This window comes from Nocardia sp. Tas62D01 (genome assembly GCF_055232035.1).
Window position 1 is genome coordinate 5,125,963 of record NZ_JBUYUZ010000001.1, and the last position, 16,551, is coordinate 5,142,513.

A 16,551-nucleotide genomic window follows, 5' to 3' on the forward strand; every position below is an offset into this window, starting at 1 on the left:
TGCGATGACCACGCATTCTTTGCTCGCCGCGAATACAGAGGGAGATATCAACCCCCTTATTCCCGCGACGTACGACATCGTGTGGTCGGTGGTCTGCATTGCGATCATCGGCGTCATCTTCTACAAGTACGTCACTCCGCGCCTGATGAAGGTGCTGGATGAGCGTACCGACAAGATCGAGGGTGGACTCCAGCGGGCCGAGGCCGCGCAGGAAGAGGCCCAGCTGACCCTGCAGCAGTACCAGCAGCAGCTGGCCGATGCCCGGCTCGAGGCCGCGCGCATCCGTGAGGACGCACGCAACCAGGGCCAGCAGATCCTCGCGCAGATGCGCGTGGAAGCTCAGGCCGAAAGCGACCGTATCGTCGCAGCGGGCCACAGCCAACTGGAGGCCCAGCGGCAGCAGATTCTCACCGAACTGCGTGCTGAGGTCGGCCAGACGGCCGTAGATTTGGCGGAAAAGATTATCGGACAATCGGTTTCGGACGAAGCTAAGCAAGCGGCTTCGATCGAGCGGTTCCTGACCGAACTCGACCAGTCGAATGCCGGCATCGGGGTCGGAAGGTAGCGACGCGAAAGTGAGAAGCATGTACGCAGCGAGCCGCGAGGCAAGCTCCCGGTCCCGGGAGGCGCTTCGGGCCGCTCTGACCGGAAGCGACAATGTTGCGGCCACAACGGGGTCGGAACTGTTCGCAGTTGTCGCCGTGCTGGACGACCAGCGTTCGCTGCGTGTGGCGCTCGCGGACGTATCGGTGCCAGGCTCGGCGCGCGCCGAGCTCAGTGAGCAGGTCTTCGGCGGCAAGGTCAGCGCTGCCACGCTGGCGGTGCTGACCACCGCGGTGGCCCAGAACTGGTCGCGCACATCCGATCTGGTCGACACCCTGGTGTTGCTCGGGCAGGAGGCGCTGCTGGAGTCGGCCGCCGACAGCGGACGGATCGAGGCAGTCGAGGACGAACTGTTCCGGATTGGCCGGATCATCGCCGACAACCCCGAGTTGGAGCAGGCACTTTCGGACCGCGCGAAGCCCGCCGAGGCCAAGCGCGAGTTGATCGACCGGCTGCTCGCGGGCAAGGCCGAAGCCATCACCCAGTCCCTGGCGGACCAGGTGGTGACGCGGTCGAAGACGCGCATCGGCGAGGCGTTCGACGAATTGTCCGATCTCGCGGCTGCCCGCCGCCGACAGATCGTCGCGCACGTCCGCGCGGCGATCGCCCTGTCCCAGCAGCAGCGTGACCACTTGGCGTCGGCGTTGCAGCGCATCTACGGCAAGCCGGTCACCGTGCACGTGCAAGTCGATCCGAGTCTGCTGACCGGTGTCGTCGTGCATCTAGGCGACGATCTAATCGACGGCAGTGCGACCGGCCGACTGGAACGGCTGCGCCGGGCTCTGGCTTGATGTCACAGCCCTGGCGCCTCCAAACCCCCGATATTCGAGACCAGACAGCGAGAGCAGGAAGACTATGGCGGAGCTGACGATCTCCACCGATGAGATCCGTAGCGCGATCGAGAGCTACACCCAGAGCTACACCCCGGAAACCTCCATCGAAGAAGTCGGTGTCGTCATCGACACCAGCGACGGCATCGCACACGTCAGTGGCCTGCCCTCGGCGATGGCCAACGAACTGCTCGAGTTCCCCGGTGGTGTGCTCGGCGTCGCGCTGAACCTCGAGGACCGCGCCATCGGCGCCGTTATCCTCGGCGAGTTCGCCAGCCTCGAAGAGGGCCAGGAAGTCCGGCGTACCGGCGACGTGCTCTCGGTTCCGGTGGGTGACAAGTTCCTCGGCCGCGTGGTCAACCCGCTCGGTCAGCCGATCGACGGCCTCGGCGAGATCGAGGCCGAAGAGCAGCGCGTGCTCGAGTTGCAGGCCGCGACGGTGCTGGAGCGCCAGCCGGTCGAGGAGCCGATGGCCACCGGTATCACCGCCATCGACGCCCTCACCGCGATCGGCCGTGGCCAGCGTCAGCTGATCATCGGCGACCGCAAGACCGGCAAGACCGCGGTCTGCATCGACGCGATCCTGAACCAGAAGGCCAACTGGGACTCGGGCGATCCGGCCAAGCAGATGCGCTGCATCTACGTAGCGATCGGCCAGAAGGGTTCCACCATCGCGGGCGTCAAGACCGCGCTGGAGGCGCACGGTGCGATGGAGTACACCACCATCGTCGCTGCCCCCGCGTCGGACTCCGCCGGCTTCAAATGGCTTGCGCCCTACACCGGTTCGGCCCTCGGCCAGCACTGGATGTACCAAGGCAAGCATGTTCTCATCGTGTTCGACGACCTGACCAAGCAGGCCGAGGCCTACCGCTCGATCTCGCTGCTGCTGCGCCGCCCGCCGGGCCGCGAGGCGTACCCGGGTGACGTCTTCTACCTGCACTCCCGTCTGCTGGAGCGCTGCGCAAAGCTGTCCGACGCGATGGGCGCCGGCTCGATGACCGGCCTGCCGATCATCGAGACCAAGGCCAACGACATCTCGGCCTTCATCCCGACCAACGTCATCTCCATCACCGACGGCCAGGTCTTCCTCGAGTCCGACCTGTTCAACAAGGGTGTCCGCCCGGCGATCAACGTCGGTACCTCGGTCTCCCGTGTCGGTGGCGCCGCCCAGACCAAGGGTATGAAGAAGGTCGCCGGTTCGCTGCGTCTGGAAATGGCGCAGTACCGCGAGTTGGAGGCGTTCTCCGCCTTTGCCTCCGACCTGGATGCCGCGTCGCTGGCGCAGCTGGAGCGTGGCGCCCGCTGGGTCGAGCTGCTCAAGCAGGATCAGTACTCGCCGGTTCCGGTCGAGGACCAGATCGTCTCGATCTTCCTGGTCGACGCCGGTTACTACGAGTCGGTTCCGGTTGCCGACATCCGTCGCTTCAACGTCGAGCTGATCGAGGATCTGCACCGCACGGTGCCCGAGGCGTTCGAGTCGATCGCCGGCGGCAAGGTGCTCCAGGGCGAGGCCGCCGACGCGATCAAGGTGGCCACCGAGAAGTTCAAGCAGAGCTTCCTCGCCTCCGACGGCAGTCGCGTGGTGAACGAGGCCGCCGCAGGCGAGCTCGACTCCGAAGAGGTCGAGTCGCTCACCGTGACCCGCAAGCACGTCGAGAAGTAGCGTGGGTGAGCATGCGTTATTCGAATCTGGCGAATGAAGGGAGAGTGAACCGCTGATGGCAAGCCTGCGTGAATTGCGCTCCCGCATTCGTGGTGTGAATTCGATCAAGAAGATCACCAAGGCACAGGAGCTGATCGCGACCTCGCGGATCACCAAGGCTCAGGCCCGTGTTGCCGCGGCCAAGCCGTACGCGGAGGAGATCACCAAGGTTCTCAGCGAGCTCGCGAGCGCGTCGACGAACCTCTCGCACCCGCTGCTGACCGAGCGGGAGAATCCGCGCCGGGCGGCCGTGCTGGTCATCACCAGTGACAGCGGTATGTGTGGTGGCTACAACTCGAACGTGCTCAAGCGCGCCGAGGAGCTCATGACCACGCTGCGCGACGAGGGCAAGGAGCCGGTGGTGTACGTGATGGGCAACAAGGGCCTCATCTACTACACCTTCCGCAGCCGGCCGCCGGTCAGTTCCTGGACCGGGTTCTCGCAGCAGCCGAAGTACACCGACGCCTCGGCCGCGTGCCGACACCTGGTGGACAGCTTCATGGTCGGCTCCGAGGGTGAGGTTCCCTCGCCGGACGGCACCGGCAACATCGAGGGCGTCGACGAGTTGCACATCGTGTACACCCGTTTCGTCTCGATGCTGACGCAGACCCCGGAGGTGCGCCGGTTGGCGCCGATCCAGGTCAGCTACGTCGATGAGAACTTCGACCTGGGCGAGGACAGTCTGTCCGACTCGGCCACCGCCGACGTGCACGCGCAGTACGAGTTCGAGCCCGCTGCCGATGTGCTACTGGCCGCGCTGCTGCCGAAGTACATCAACACGCGTATCTACTCGTCGTTGCTCGAGGCAGCGGCATCCGAGTCCGCGGCTCGGCGCACCGCAATGAAGGCCGCCACCGACAACGCCAACGAGCTGTCCAATGTCCTTACCAGGCAGGCGAACTCGGCGCGGCAGGCCCAGATCACGCAGGAAATCAGTGAAATCGTGGGCGGCGTGAACGCGCTGGCTTCGAGCTCGGACCGCGACTAAGCGCCGCGGCATGAGCGACGGGCCCGGAGGCGGAAGCTTGCGTAACCACGAAGGGCCCCGCGAAGGCCGCAATCAAACACGGAAGAGAACCAACCAATGACCGCAGCTGTCACACAAGACAACACGAGCCGGACCGGCGCATCCGCAGGTCGCGTCGTCCGTGTCATCGGCCCCGTCGTGGACGTCGAGTTCCCGCGGGGCGCCATCCCAGAGCTGTTCAACGCTCTGCACGTCGATATCGCGCTGGCCTCGGTGGCCAAGATGCTGACCCTCGAGGTTGCCCAGCACCTCGGCGACAACATCGTGCGCACTATCTCGATGCAGCCGACCGACGGCCTGGTCCGTGGCGCCTCGGTGACCGACACCGGCAAGCCGATCTCCGTGCCCGTCGGTGACGTCGTCAAGGGCCACGTCTTCAATGCCCTCGGCGAGTGCCTCGACACCCCCGGCCTCGGCCGTGACGGTGAGCAGTGGGGCATCCACCGCAAGCCTCCGTCATTCGACCAGCTCGAGGGCAAGACCGAAATCCTCGAGACCGGCGTCAAGGTCATCGACCTGCTGACTCCGTACGTCAAGGGCGGCAAGATCGGTCTGTTCGGTGGTGCCGGTGTCGGCAAGACCGTGCTGATCCAGGAGATGATCACCCGTATCGCGCGTGAGTTCTCCGGCACGTCGGTGTTCGCCGGTGTCGGTGAGCGCACCCGTGAGGGCACCGACCTGCACCTGGAAATGGAAGAGATGGGCGTCCTCCAGGACACCGCCCTCGTCTTCGGCCAGATGGACGAGCCGCCGGGCACCCGTATGCGCGTCGCGCTCTCGGCTCTGACCATGGCCGAGTACTTCCGCGACGTGCAGCACCAGGACGTGCTGCTGTTCATCGACAACATCTTCCGGTTCACCCAAGCCGGTTCCGAGGTGTCGACCCTGCTCGGCCGCATGCCCTCGGCCGTCGGTTACCAGCCCACGCTGGCCGACGAGATGGGTGAGCTGCAGGAGCGCATCACCTCGACCCGTGGTCGGTCCATCACCTCGCTGCAGGCCATCTACGTGCCCGCCGACGACTACACCGACCCCGCGCCTGCGACCACCTTCGCCCACCTCGATGCGACGACCGAGCTTTCCCGCCCGATCTCGCAGAAGGGCATCTACCCGGCCGTCGACCCGCTGACCTCGACCTCCCGGATCCTGGAGGCCTCGATCGTCGGTGCGGAGCACTTCCGGGTCGCCAACGAGGTCAAGCGGATCCTGCAGAAGTACAAGGAACTGCAGGACATCATCGCCATCCTCGGCATGGACGAGCTCTCCGAAGAGGACAAGGTCCTCGTCGGCCGCGCCCGTCGCCTGGAGAAGTTCCTCGGCCAGAACTTCATCGTGGCCGAGAAGTTCACTGGTCAGCCGGGTTCGGTGGTGCCGCTGACCGACACCATCGAGGCGTTCGACCGCGTCTGCAAGGGCGAGTTCGACCACTTCCCGGAGCAGGCGTTCAACAGCTGCGGTGGTCTCGACGATGTCGAGGCGGCCGCGAAGAAGATCGCCGGAAAGTAGTTACCGATGGCGGAAATGTCAGTTGATCTCGTCGCCGTCGAGCGACTGCTCTGGTCCGGCCAGGCGTCGTTCGTCAGCGCGCAGACCACCGAGGGCCAGATCGGCATCATGCCTGGTCACGAGCCATTGCTCGGCCAGTTGGTCGAGGGCGGCACGGTGAGCATCGTCGACACAGACGGGCAGCGCATCGTCGCGGCGGTGCACGGCGGGTTCTTCTCGGTGACTGCGACTACGGTCCGGGTCCTGGCCGAGTCCGCGGAGTTCGCAGCGGAGGTCGATGTCGAGGCGGCGCGGCGCGTGCTTGCCGACTCCGACGCCACCGAAGAACAGCAGCGGGCGGCGCAGGCCCGGGTGCGGGCGGTCGAGCAGGACTCGAACACCTAGTCCGCGCACCACGATTGAGCACGACACCTGTCGGCGGCGAAACTATTCGCCGCCGACAGTGTTGTTTGCGGTAAAGACAAGGCCGGGCCTTTTGTAAACTCGGGTCCGTGGTTGAATGACCGCGAGGCGTCGCTGACACGGCGGCGGAGCGAAGGGACGAACAGCATTGCAGACCGGGATGGTTCTCCTGATCATTCTGGTTCTTGTGCTCGTTTCCCTGGCATTGGCCTCTACCTACCGCCTGATCATGTTGCGCCGCGGCGGTACCGCCGCGATTCTGCGGGTATTACCCGCGCGTGGCGGTCAGGGCTGGCGGCACGGTCTGATTCGATATGACGAAGACCGTTTGGTCTTTTATAAGCTTTCCAGTCTCAAACTCGGTCCGGACTCGACAATTCGGCGTCAAGGCATCGAGATCGGTGACCGCCGTGGCCCGCGTGGTGACGAGTTCGACATCATGACCGAAGAAATCGCGGTGACCGCGATCTCGGATACTGGTGGTGACTACGAACTCGCCCTCGACCGCGGCTCGCTGGCCGCCTTCCTGTCCTGGGTCGAATCCCGTCCCTCCGACCGCACCCGCCGACTTCCAGGCCTCTGAACAACCAGTTGTTCAGACCGGACCTCTAAGGTGGTGGTGTGAGCGTGCACTTGACGCGGATTTATACGCGGACCGGCGACGACGGGACCACGGGTCTCAGCGATTTCTCGCGCGTGGCGAAGACCGACCCCCGTCTGGTCGCCTACGCGGACTGCGATGAGACCAATGCCGCGATCGGGGTGTCGGTCGCGCTGGGGAACCCGGCGCCGGAACTGCTTGCGGTGCTGCGGCAGGTACAGAACGATCTGTTCGACGCGGGCGCCGATCTTTCGACCCCCGTTGTCACGGAACCGAAGTACCCGCCGCTACGGATCACCCAGCCCTACATCGATCGCCTCGAATCCTGGTGCGATGAGTTCAATGCCGAACTGGCGCCGCTGAATTCGTTCATCCTGCCCGGCGGTACCCCGTTGGCCGCGCTGCTGCATACCGCGCGCACCGTGGCGCGCCGCGCTGAACGCTCGGCATGGGCCGCCGTCGATGCGCATCCGGAGGACACGAACGTCCTTCCGGCCAAGTACCTCAACCGCCTGTCCGACCTGCTGTTTATCCTGAGCCGAGCGGCCAACCCTGGCGGTGACGTGCTCTGGCGGCCGGGCGGATCCGACGGGGATACACCATGATGGGTTCGAAACACGACGGCTGATGTCGTGCGTACATGGGTAATGCACCGGGTACGCCCAGACCTGGGCCCGGCACCCTACTGCCGGCCCGCAACGCAACTACCGTGGCACTTACTTGTGCGCTAAATCCTCGGAGAGGCGTGAAAGCGGCGGGACCGCAACTATCCTTTGAACGAACGGTGCGCCGAATACGCGGAGAGGCGGCATGGAGAGGTTTTTGGTAGCCGGCGGGAATCGACTCGTCGGTGAGGTCGCGGTCGGGGGTGCCAAAAACAGCGTCCTCAAGCTGATGGCGGCCGCCCTGCTGGCCGAGGGCACGACCACCATTACGAACTGCCCGGACATCCTCGATGTGCCGCTGATGGGAGACGTGCTGCGCGGCCTCGGCTGCGATGTAACGATCGAGGGCTCTGTCGTCACCATCAACACCCCCGCGGAACCGAAGTACCACGCGGATTTTCCCGCGGTGACGCAGTTCCGCGCCTCGGTCTGTGTGCTCGGCCCGCTGATGGCACGGTGCAAGCGCGCCGTCGTCGCACTGCCCGGCGGCGATGCGATCGGCTCGCGTCCACTGGATATGCATCAGGCCGGCCTGCGCCTGCTCGGTGCGACCAGCGAAATCGAGCATGGTTGCGTGGTCGCGCGGGCGGACGAACTGCAGGGCGCACGGATCAGGCTGGACTTTCCTTCGGTAGGGGCGACCGAGAACATCCTCATGGCGGCCGTGCTGGCCGTGGGGGAGACGGTCATCGATAACGCCGCGCGTGAGCCGGACATCGTCGACCTGTGCAACATGCTGGTGCGGATGGGCGCCCGGATCAGTGGTGCGGGCACGTCGGTGCTGACCATCCAGGGTGTGGAGCGGCTGTCGCCGACGACGCATCGGGTGATCGGTGACCGGATCGTGGCGGCCACGTGGGGAATTGCCGCCGCGATGACTATGGGCGATGTCCGGGTGACGGGAGTGAACCCGAAGCATCTGTCACTGGTGTTGGACAAGCTGCGTTCGGCCGGTGCGCGAATCTCGTTCGAGCCGGACGGTTTCCGGGTAATCCAGGCCGACCGGCCGCGCGCGGTCAACTTCTCGACGCTGCCCTTCCCGGGATTCCCGACCGATCTGCAGCCGATGGCCATCGGTCTGGCGGCGATCGCCGACGGCACTTCGATGATCACCGAGAACGTCTTCGAGGCGCGGTTCCGCTTTGTCGAGGAAATGATCCGACTCGGCGCCGACGCCAGGACCGATGGGCATCACGCGGTGGTGCGCGGAATTCCGCGGTTGTCGAGTGCGCCGGTGTGGTCGTCGGATATTCGGGCCGGCGCCGGACTGGTGCTCGCAGGACTCGTCGCCGATGGCGCCACCGAGGTGCACGACGTTTTCCACATAGACCGCGGTTACCCGAATTTCGTCGAGCAGTTGCAGGCGTTGGGTGGTCAGGTGCAGCGGGTCGGGGCGCCTGATTGATCTTGTCCGCCCCGCGGCGTGTGGACGCGATGATCATGTGTCGTCGAAAATCATTCCTGACCAGGCGATTTGACATCGTGCACGCAGCCACGTAACTTTATTCGAGTCAGAGCGACACGGACACCGACCTGGAGCTGAGTAGCGAAGCGGAAACGCTGAGCGAGAGGCGAGGGAAACGAGGTCGTACGAGGAGCGCCTGGCGGTCACACTGGTTCGGTCGGGGTCCTGGTTTGCGTCGGGGTTCGGGGCTGGGCTAAGCTTGTTAAGTTGCCTCACTGAATCAATCAGGGTGAAACTTGTTTGGTGGTGTGTGCGTGTGTTCTTTGAGAACTCAATAGTGTGTCGATGAATGTCAGTGCCAAATATTTTTTGGTTCCGGCCTCTCATACCCCCCGGTTGGTGAGGTTGGATTTTTGTCAGCAATTTTTTTTGTTGGCGTTTTGTTTTGCTGGGTTTTCGGACTCTTGTTTAGGTATTTCTGATTGCATCCTTTTTGGGGTGTGGTTGAGAGTCTTCAACGGAGAGTTTGATCCTGGCTCAGGACGAACGCTGGCGGCGTGCTTAACACATGCAAGTCGAGCGGTAAGGCCTTTCGGGGTACACGAGCGGCGAACGGGTGAGTAACACGTGGGTGATCTGCCTTGCACTTCGGGATAAGCCTGGGAAACTGGGTCTAATACCGGATATGACCATTGGATGCATGTCTGGTGGTGGAAAGATTTATCGGTGTGAGATGGGCCCGCGGCCTATCAGCTTGTTGGTGGGGTAATGGCCTACCAAGGCGACGACGGGTAGCCGACCTGAGAGGGTGACCGGCCACACTGGGACTGAGACACGGCCCAGACTCCTACGGGAGGCAGCAGTGGGGAATATTGCACAATGGGCGAAAGCCTGATGCAGCGACGCCGCGTGAGGGATGACGGCCTTCGGGTTGTAAACCTCTTTCGACTCCGACGAAGCGTGAGTGACGGTAGGAGTAGAAGAAGCACCGGCCAACTACGTGCCAGCAGCCGCGGTAATACGTAGGGTGCGAGCGTTGTCCGGAATTACTGGGCGTAAAGAGCTTGTAGGCGGTTTGTCGCGTCGTCTGTGAAAACTCACAGCTCAACTGTGAGCTTGCAGGCGATACGGGCAGACTTGAGTACTTCAGGGGAGACTGGAATTCCTGGTGTAGCGGTGAAATGCGCAGATATCAGGAGGAACACCGGTGGCGAAGGCGGGTCTCTGGGAAGTAACTGACGCTGAGAAGCGAAAGCGTGGGTAGCGAACAGGATTAGATACCCTGGTAGTCCACGCCGTAAACGGTGGGTACTAGGTGTGGGTTTCCTTCCACGGGATCCGTGCCGTAGCTAACGCATTAAGTACCCCGCCTGGGGAGTACGGCCGCAAGGCTAAAACTCAAAGGAATTGACGGGGGCCCGCACAAGCGGCGGAGCATGTGGATTAATTCGATGCAACGCGAAGAACCTTACCTGGGTTTGACATACACCGGAAACCTGCAGAGATGTAGGCCCCCTTGTGGTCGGTGTACAGGTGGTGCATGGCTGTCGTCAGCTCGTGTCGTGAGATGTTGGGTTAAGTCCCGCAACGAGCGCAACCCTTATCTTATGTTGCCAGCGCGTTATGGCGGGGACTCGTGAGAGACTGCCGGGGTCAACTCGGAGGAAGGTGGGGACGACGTCAAGTCATCATGCCCCTTATGTCCAGGGCTTCACACATGCTACAATGGCCGGTACAGAGGGCTGCGATACCGTGAGGTGGAGCGAATCCCTTAAAGCTGGTCTCAGTTCGGATCGGGGTCTGCAACTCGACCCCGTGAAGTTGGAGTCGCTAGTAATCGCAGATCAGCAACGCTGCGGTGAATACGTTCCCGGGCCTTGTACACACCGCCCGTCACGTCATGAAAGTCGGTAACACCCGAAGCCGGTGGCCTAACCCCTTGTGGGAGGGAGCCGTCGAAGGTGGGATTGGCGATTGGGACGAAGTCGTAACAAGGTAGCCGTACCGGAAGGTGCGGCTGGATCACCTCCTTTCTAAGGAGTACTTCTCCACGGACACCCACGGTGGTGGGAGGGTAAACGTCTGTGGCAGAGACCGTTTCGGGCGCATACGTTGTCCGGCGGATGCTCATGGGTGGAACGCTGGCAGGTTTCATCGCGGGTGGTCGGAGCTGAGTCTTCGATCGCGGTGGATATATCGACACACTGTTGGGTCCTGAGAGAACACGCGAGTGTTTCCTCTTAGGCAAGATAACGACAAGGCTGGATTCGCAGTCATACCGCAGGGCAGTTGTTCTGGCTGGTGTTGCGTCAGGTTCAGTTTTGTGTGTTGTTTGAGAACTGCACAGTGGACGCGAGCATCTTTGTTTGTAAGTGTTTAAGAGCGTACGGTGGATGCCTTGGCACCAGGAGCCGATGAAGGACGTAGGAGGCTGCGATAAGCCTCGGGGAGCTGTCAACCGAGCTGAGATCCGAGGATTTCCGAATGGGGAAACCCAGCACGAGTGATGTCGTGTTACCCGCATCTGAATATATAGGGTGTGTGGAGGGAACGTGGGGAAGTGAAACATCTCAGTACCCACAGGAAGAGAAAACAATAGTGATTCCGTGAGTAGTGGCGAGCGAAAGCGGATGAGGCTAAACCGTGTAGATGTGATACCCGGCAGGGGTTGTCTATACGGGGTAGTGGGGTCATTCTTCTCAGATCTGCCGGTCTGGGCGGGAGTCATAAACCGTTGTGTTAGTCGAAGGGTCTGGAACGGCCTGTCGTAGAGGGTGAGAATCCCGTAGGCGAAAACTCAACGGCTCTCGTGGATGATGCCCGAGTAGCAGCGGGCCCGTGAAATCTGCTGTGAATCTGCCGGGACCACCCGGTAAGCCTGAATACTCCCTGGTGACCGATAGCGGACTAGTACCGTGAGGGAAAGGTGAAAAGTACCCCGGGAGGGGAGTGAAATAGTACCTGAAACCGTGCGCTTACAATCCGTCAGGGCCTGCGAGCACTTTGGTGTGTTGTGGGTGATGGCGTGCCTTTTGAAGAATGAGCCTGCGAGTTAGTGGCATGTGGCGAGGTTAACCCGTGTGGGGTAGCCGTAGCGAAAGCGAGTCCGAATAGGGCGTTTCCAGTCGCGTGTTCTAGACCCGAAGCGGAGTGATCTACCCATGGCCAGGGTGAAGCGACGGTAAGACGTCGTGGAGGCCCGAACCCACTTAGGTTGAAAACTGAGGGGATGAGCTGTGGGTAGGGGTGAAAGGCCAATCAAACTCCGTGATAGCTGGTTCTCCCCGAAATGCATTTAGGTGCAGCGTCGCGTGTTTCACACCGGAGGTAGAGCTACTGGATGGTCTAGGGGGCCTACAAGCTTACCGAAATCAGCCAAACTCCGAATGCCGGTGTGTGAGAGCGCGGCAGTGAGACTGCGGGGGATAAGCTTCGTAGTCGAGAGGGAAACAGCCCAGATCGCCGGCTAAGGCCCCTAAGCGTGTACTAAGTGGAAAAGGATGTGGGGTCGCGAAGACAACCAGGAGGTTGGCTTAGAAGCAGCCACCCTTGAAAGAGTGCGTAATAGCTCACTGGTCAAGTGATCCTGCGCCGACAATGTAGCGGGGCTCAAGTACACCGCCGAAGCCGCGGCATTCACACAATACATCCGCCATTCCCTGCGGGGGGTGGTGCAGTGGTGTGGATGGGTAGGGGAGCGTCCTGCAGCCAGGGAAGCCACGGAGTGATCCAGTGGTGGAGGCTGTGGGAGTGAGAATGCAGGCATGAGTAGCGAAAGACGAGTGAGAAACTCGTCCGCCGAATGACCAAGGGTTCCTGGGCCAGGTTAATCCGCCCAGGGTGAGTCGGGACCTAAGGCGAGGCCGACAGGCGTAGTCGATGGACAACGGGTTGATATTCCCGTACCCGTGTATCCGCGCCCATGATGAATCAGTTGTGCTAATTGTCCAAAACCTCCGAGAAGACCTTCGGGTCTCGGGTGAGGGGCTGCACGAGACCCCGGCTGGTAGTAGTCAAGCGATGGGGTGACGCAGGAAGGTAGCTGGGCCAGTCAGTGGTTGTACTGGTGTAAGCCTGTAGGGCGTGACATAGGTAAATCCGTGTTGCATGAGCCTGAGAGGTGATGCGTAGCCGATTGAGGCGAATTCAGTGATCCTATGCTGCCGAGAAAAGCCTCTAGTGAGTTGGTACACGGCCCGTACCCCAAACCGACACAGGTGGTCAGGTAGAGAATACTAAGGCGATCGAGAGAACTGTGGTTAAGGAACTCGGCAAAATGCCCCCGTAACTTCGGGAGAAGGGGGACCAACGCTGGTGACCGGATTTACTCCGTGAGCTGGTGGTGGTCGCAGAGACCAGTGAGAAGCGACTGTTTACTAAAAACACAGGTCCGTGCGAAGTCGTAAGACGATGTATACGGACTGACGCCTGCCCGGTGCCGGAAGGTTAAGAGGACCGGTTAGCGCTTCGGCGCGAAGCTGAGAATTTAAGCCCCGGTAAACGGCGGTGGTAACTATAACCATCCTAAGGTAGCGAAATTCCTTGTCGGGTAAGTTCCGACCTGCACGAATGGCGTAACGACTTCTCAGCTGTCTCAACCACAGACTCGGCGAAATTGCATTACGAGTAAAGATGCTCGTTACGCGCGGCAGGACGAAAAGACCCCGGGACCTTCACTATAGCTTGGTATTGGTGTTCGGTACGGTTTGTGTAGGATAGGTGGGAGACTGTGAAGCGGACACGCCAGTGTTTGTGGAGTCATCGTTGAAATACCACTCTGATCGTATTGGACCTCTAACCTCGGACCATGATCTGGTTCAGGGACAGTGCCTGGTGGGTAGTTTAACTGGGGCGGTTGCCTCCTAAAATGTAACGGAGGCGCCCAAAGGTTCCCTCAGCCTGGTTGGCAATCAGGTGTCGAGTGCAAGTGCACAAGGGAGCTTGACTGTGAGACTGACAGGTCGAGCAGGGACGAAAGTCGGGACTAGTGATCCGGCACCGGCAAGTGGAAGCGGTGTCGCTCAACGGATAAAAGGTACCCCGGGGATAACAGGCTGATCTTCCCCAAGAGTCCATATCGACGGGATGGTTTGGCACCTCGATGTCGGCTCGTCGCATCCTGGGGCTGGAGTAGGTCCCAAGGGTTGGGCTGTTCGCCCATTAAAGCGGCACGCGAGCTGGGTTTAGAACGTCGTGAGACAGTTCGGTCTCTATCCGCCGCGCGCGTCAGAAACTTGAGGAAGGCTGTCCCTAGTACGAGAGGACCGGGACGGACGAACCTCTGGTGTGCCAGTTGTTCCGCCAGGAGCACTGCTGGTTAGCTACGTTCGGAAGGGATAACCGCTGAAAGCATCTAAGCGGGAAGCCTGTTCCAAGATGAGGTTTCTCACCACCTTCGAGTGGTTAAGGCCCCCCACAGACCATGGGGTTGATAGGCCAGAATTGGAAGCCCGGTAACGGGTGTAGGTGACTGGTACTAATCGGCCGAGGACTTACCAACAAAGAAGCTACGCGTCCACTGTGCGGTATCTGAAACAACACACAGATACAGATGCACCACAGCGACACTCTCCGGAGTTCGAGTGTGTGCTCTCTGTGTACAGTTTCATAGAGTTACGGCGGCCATAGCGGCAGGGAAACGCCCGGTCCCATTCCGAACCCGGAAGCTAAGCCTGCCAGCGCCGATGGTACTGCACTCGACAGGGTGTGGGAGAGTAGGACACCGCCGGAACATCATTCACGAAAGCCCCCAGCTGAAGCTGGGGGCTTTCGTGGTTTCATAGCAAGCTCGCAGGGAACAGCCAGTTTAAGCAGAGCTCCGACGGCAATCATTGAGAAGGACAGCACAGGCCGTTGGAGCCGAGACAGTGGAGGTGTTCGTGGTCGTAGCAACGATGGCGGCCGACCGGGTATCGGTCGATCCCGGCAAGCCGACCCGGTCCCGAGGGTGGCGGCCGCGTCTGCCCGCGACATCCGGATACCTGATCGTTCTCGTCGTTGTCACGGCGGTCTTCACGGCAATGGGCCAATCCACCCGGACGAGGATGATTCACCATGCCAGCACGAACCTGCACAATCTGCTGAACGGCCATCTGAGCACCCTGTTTTCGAGCGCTCTGGTGATCGGCGATGTGGGTACCGCCTGGACGGTCATTCCCTTGCTCGGCTGTCTGCTCGCGCTGGCGGAGCTGCGGTTCGGCGCTGTGCACCTGGTGCGCGTGTTCCTGGCGGGCCACATCGGAGCCACCCTGCTTGTCGCACTGGGACTCTGGGTGGCCGTCGAGGCCAATTGGCTGCCGTCGAGTATCACGCGGGTCGAGGATGTCGGCGTCAGCTACGGTGCCATGGCGCTGGTCGGCGCACTGATCGTGGCAATGCCGCAGCGGTGGCGGATCGCCTGGGCCGCAGTGTGGTTGGTCGTCGCGGTCGGGGGAATCGTGGCCGGACAGACCTTCACCAACGTCGGACACCTGGTGTCGTTGTGCATCGGGTTGGTCGCCGGATACGTCATGATCCGGGCCCGGATGATGAAGCCGCGGCGACTCACTCGGGTGGAATGGGGTCTGCTCGCCACCAGCGTTGTCCTCGCGGGTGCGGTGCTGCTGGGCTGATGACGAGCGCGGCCCGGCGCTCGCCTAGAGTGCTTGGGTGCGCCTAGTGATTGCTCGCTGTCAGGTCGACTACGTTGGGCGACTCACCGCCCATCTGCCAATGGCTCGTCGGTTGCTACTGATCAAGGCCGACGGTTCGGTCCTCGTGCATTCCGACGGCGGTTCCTACAAGCCGTTGAACTGGATGAGCCCGCCGTGCTGGCTGGACGAACACGACGGTGACGGTGCCGAGGCACTGCCCGAGGGCGCGAAGGCCCTGTGGATCGTCACCAACAAGGCAGGCGAGGAACTCCGCGTCACCATCGAGGACATCGAGCACGACACCTCCCACGAACTCGGTGTCGACCCCGGCTTGGTGAAAGACGGTGTGGAAGCCCATCTTCAGGAACTGCTCGCCGAACACGTGCAGACCCTCGGCCCGGGCTACACGCTGATTCGCCGCGAATACATGACTGCCATCGGCCCGGTCGATCTGCTCTGCCGTGACGCGGATGGCGCCACCGTCGCCGTCGAGATCAAGCGCCGCGGCGAAATCGACGGCGTCGAACAGCTCACCCGCTACCTCGAACTGCTCAACCGGGACCCGCTGCTCGCCCCGGTTGCCGGTGTGTTTGCCGCCCAGCAGATCAAGCCGCAGGCCCGCACGCTCGCCGAGGACCGTGGAATCCGGTGCTTGACCCTCAATTACAATGCCCTACGTGGCACGGAGAGCAACGAATTCCGACTCTTCTAGCCCGGAAAAACCCGCGACGGGTCCCGAGGGCCTCAGAGGCGCTTTCGGGCGAGGCTTTAGGCTGGTTGGCATGCCTCGTCGGAAGCCGCGCACCGATCGTCGGGCGGGTCCGCCCGCCGGCGGTGGGCTCGGTGACGTGTTCGGCCGGACCGAGCCTGGGCCCGACCGCGACGAAGTCTTTGTGGTTCGAACCATCCCCGGCAGCCGTGCGATCAAGATCTACCGCTGCCCGGGCTGCGATCACGAAATCCAGCCCGGTGTAGCGCATATCGTCGCCTGGCCCGCCTATGGCGGTGAGGACGACCGCAGGCATTGGCACCGCGGCTGCTGGAACGGCCGCCAGACGCGCAGGATCACCCGCCGCTGGTCGTGAGCGCCGCTCGCCGTGAATACCGTTGGCAGATGGCGCCTTTGGCCGTGAATATCAGCTTGGTCCGGGAATTAGGAAGGCCGCCCCGGTGTGGGG

The 16,551-nt window shown here is 62.1% G+C and carries 12 protein-coding genes and 3 rRNA genes; all 15 read left to right on the top strand.

Annotated elements, in window-relative coordinates:
• Nucleotides 1-4 precede the first annotated feature (4 nt).
• The 15 genes from ACV7NQ_RS24055 (at nucleotide 5) to ACV7NQ_RS24125 (ending at nucleotide 16,458) form a co-directional block, all read left to right on the top strand.
• On the top strand, nucleotides 5-565 hold the full coding sequence (locus ACV7NQ_RS24055) for a F0F1 ATP synthase subunit B (protein WP_463361709.1): 561 nt from the start codon (nucleotides 5-7) through the stop codon (nucleotides 563-565).
• Between the two features lie 19 nt (nucleotides 566-584).
• The gene (locus tag ACV7NQ_RS24060; RefSeq protein ID WP_463361710.1) at nucleotides 585-1,394 is read left to right on the top strand and encodes a F0F1 ATP synthase subunit delta; all 810 of its coding nucleotides are present in this window, start codon (nucleotides 585-587) and stop codon (nucleotides 1,392-1,394) included.
• 64 nt (nucleotides 1,395-1,458) lie between these two features.
• Nucleotides 1,459-3,096, top strand: a complete 1,638-nt coding sequence (gene atpA / locus ACV7NQ_RS24065) for a F0F1 ATP synthase subunit alpha (RefSeq protein WP_463361711.1) — start codon at nucleotides 1,459-1,461, stop codon at nucleotides 3,094-3,096.
• Nucleotides 3,097-3,151: 55 nt separating this feature from the next.
• Nucleotides 3,152-4,123, top strand: coding sequence for a F0F1 ATP synthase subunit gamma (locus ACV7NQ_RS24070; RefSeq protein WP_463361712.1), 972 nt, complete (start codon nucleotides 3,152-3,154; stop codon nucleotides 4,121-4,123).
• Between the two features lie 96 nt (nucleotides 4,124-4,219).
• Nucleotides 4,220-5,668: a F0F1 ATP synthase subunit beta gene (gene atpD / locus ACV7NQ_RS24075; RefSeq protein WP_463361713.1), complete on the top strand. Its 1,449-nt coding sequence runs from the start codon at nucleotides 4,220-4,222 to the stop codon at nucleotides 5,666-5,668.
• Between the two features lie 6 nt (nucleotides 5,669-5,674).
• Nucleotides 5,675-6,052: a F0F1 ATP synthase subunit epsilon gene (locus tag ACV7NQ_RS24080; RefSeq protein WP_463361714.1), complete on the top strand. Its 378-nt coding sequence runs from the start codon at nucleotides 5,675-5,677 to the stop codon at nucleotides 6,050-6,052.
• A 178-nt stretch (nucleotides 6,053-6,230) separates the two neighbouring features.
• Nucleotides 6,231-6,653, top strand: a complete 423-nt coding sequence (locus tag ACV7NQ_RS24085) for a DUF2550 domain-containing protein (protein ID WP_463361715.1) — start codon at nucleotides 6,231-6,233, stop codon at nucleotides 6,651-6,653.
• 38 nt (nucleotides 6,654-6,691) lie between these two features.
• A complete protein-coding gene (locus tag ACV7NQ_RS24090; RefSeq protein ID WP_463361716.1) occupies nucleotides 6,692-7,276 on the top strand; it encodes a cob(I)yrinic acid a,c-diamide adenosyltransferase in 585 nt (194 codons plus the stop codon).
• Nucleotides 7,277-7,481: 205 nt separating this feature from the next.
• Nucleotides 7,482-8,741 (top strand): UDP-N-acetylglucosamine 1-carboxyvinyltransferase, encoded by a 1,260-nt coding sequence (murA, locus tag ACV7NQ_RS24095; protein WP_463361717.1) that lies wholly within the window; start codon nucleotides 7,482-7,484, stop codon nucleotides 8,739-8,741.
• A gap of 514 nt (nucleotides 8,742-9,255) precedes the next feature.
• Nucleotides 9,256-10,774: ribosomal RNA gene (locus ACV7NQ_RS24100) — 16S ribosomal RNA — on the top strand.
• A gap of 333 nt (nucleotides 10,775-11,107) precedes the next feature.
• Nucleotides 11,108-14,241: ribosomal RNA gene (locus ACV7NQ_RS24105) — 23S ribosomal RNA — on the top strand.
• A 114-nt stretch (nucleotides 14,242-14,355) separates the two neighbouring features.
• Nucleotides 14,356-14,472, top strand: a 5S ribosomal RNA gene (gene rrf, locus ACV7NQ_RS24110).
• Together the 16S, 23S and 5S rRNA genes form the textbook arrangement of a ribosomal RNA operon.
• A 148-nt stretch (nucleotides 14,473-14,620) precedes the next feature.
• A complete protein-coding gene (locus ACV7NQ_RS24115; protein WP_463361718.1) occupies nucleotides 14,621-15,352 on the top strand; it encodes a rhomboid-like protein in 732 nt (243 codons plus the stop codon).
• Between the two features lie 37 nt (nucleotides 15,353-15,389).
• Entirely contained in the window at nucleotides 15,390-16,085 is a 696-nt protein-coding gene (nucS, locus tag ACV7NQ_RS24120) for an endonuclease NucS (protein WP_463361719.1), read from the top strand.
• A gap of 70 nt (nucleotides 16,086-16,155) precedes the next feature.
• Nucleotides 16,156-16,458: an ATP/GTP-binding protein gene (locus ACV7NQ_RS24125; RefSeq protein ID WP_463361720.1), complete on the top strand. Its 303-nt coding sequence runs from the start codon at nucleotides 16,156-16,158 to the stop codon at nucleotides 16,456-16,458.
• The last annotated feature ends 93 nt before the right edge of the window (nucleotides 16,459-16,551 follow it).

Coding starts and splice junctions, on each gene's coding strand:
- ACV7NQ_RS24055 (WP_463361709.1), top strand. CDS start 5: ATGACCACGCATTCTTTGCTCGCCGCGAATACAGAGGGAGATATCAAC.
- ACV7NQ_RS24060 (WP_463361710.1), top strand. CDS start 585: ATGTACGCAGCGAGCCGCGAGGCAAGCTCCCGGTCCCGGGAGGCGCTT.
- atpA (WP_463361711.1), top strand. CDS start 1,459: ATGGCGGAGCTGACGATCTCCACCGATGAGATCCGTAGCGCGATCGAG.
- ACV7NQ_RS24070 (WP_463361712.1), top strand. CDS start 3,152: ATGGCAAGCCTGCGTGAATTGCGCTCCCGCATTCGTGGTGTGAATTCG.
- atpD (WP_463361713.1), top strand. CDS start 4,220: ATGACCGCAGCTGTCACACAAGACAACACGAGCCGGACCGGCGCATCC.
- ACV7NQ_RS24080 (WP_463361714.1), top strand. CDS start 5,675: ATGGCGGAAATGTCAGTTGATCTCGTCGCCGTCGAGCGACTGCTCTGG.
- ACV7NQ_RS24085 (WP_463361715.1), top strand. CDS start 6,231: ATGGTTCTCCTGATCATTCTGGTTCTTGTGCTCGTTTCCCTGGCATTG.
- murA (WP_463361717.1), top strand. CDS start 7,482: ATGGAGAGGTTTTTGGTAGCCGGCGGGAATCGACTCGTCGGTGAGGTC.
- ACV7NQ_RS24125 (WP_463361720.1), top strand. CDS start 16,156: ATGCCTCGTCGGAAGCCGCGCACCGATCGTCGGGCGGGTCCGCCCGCC.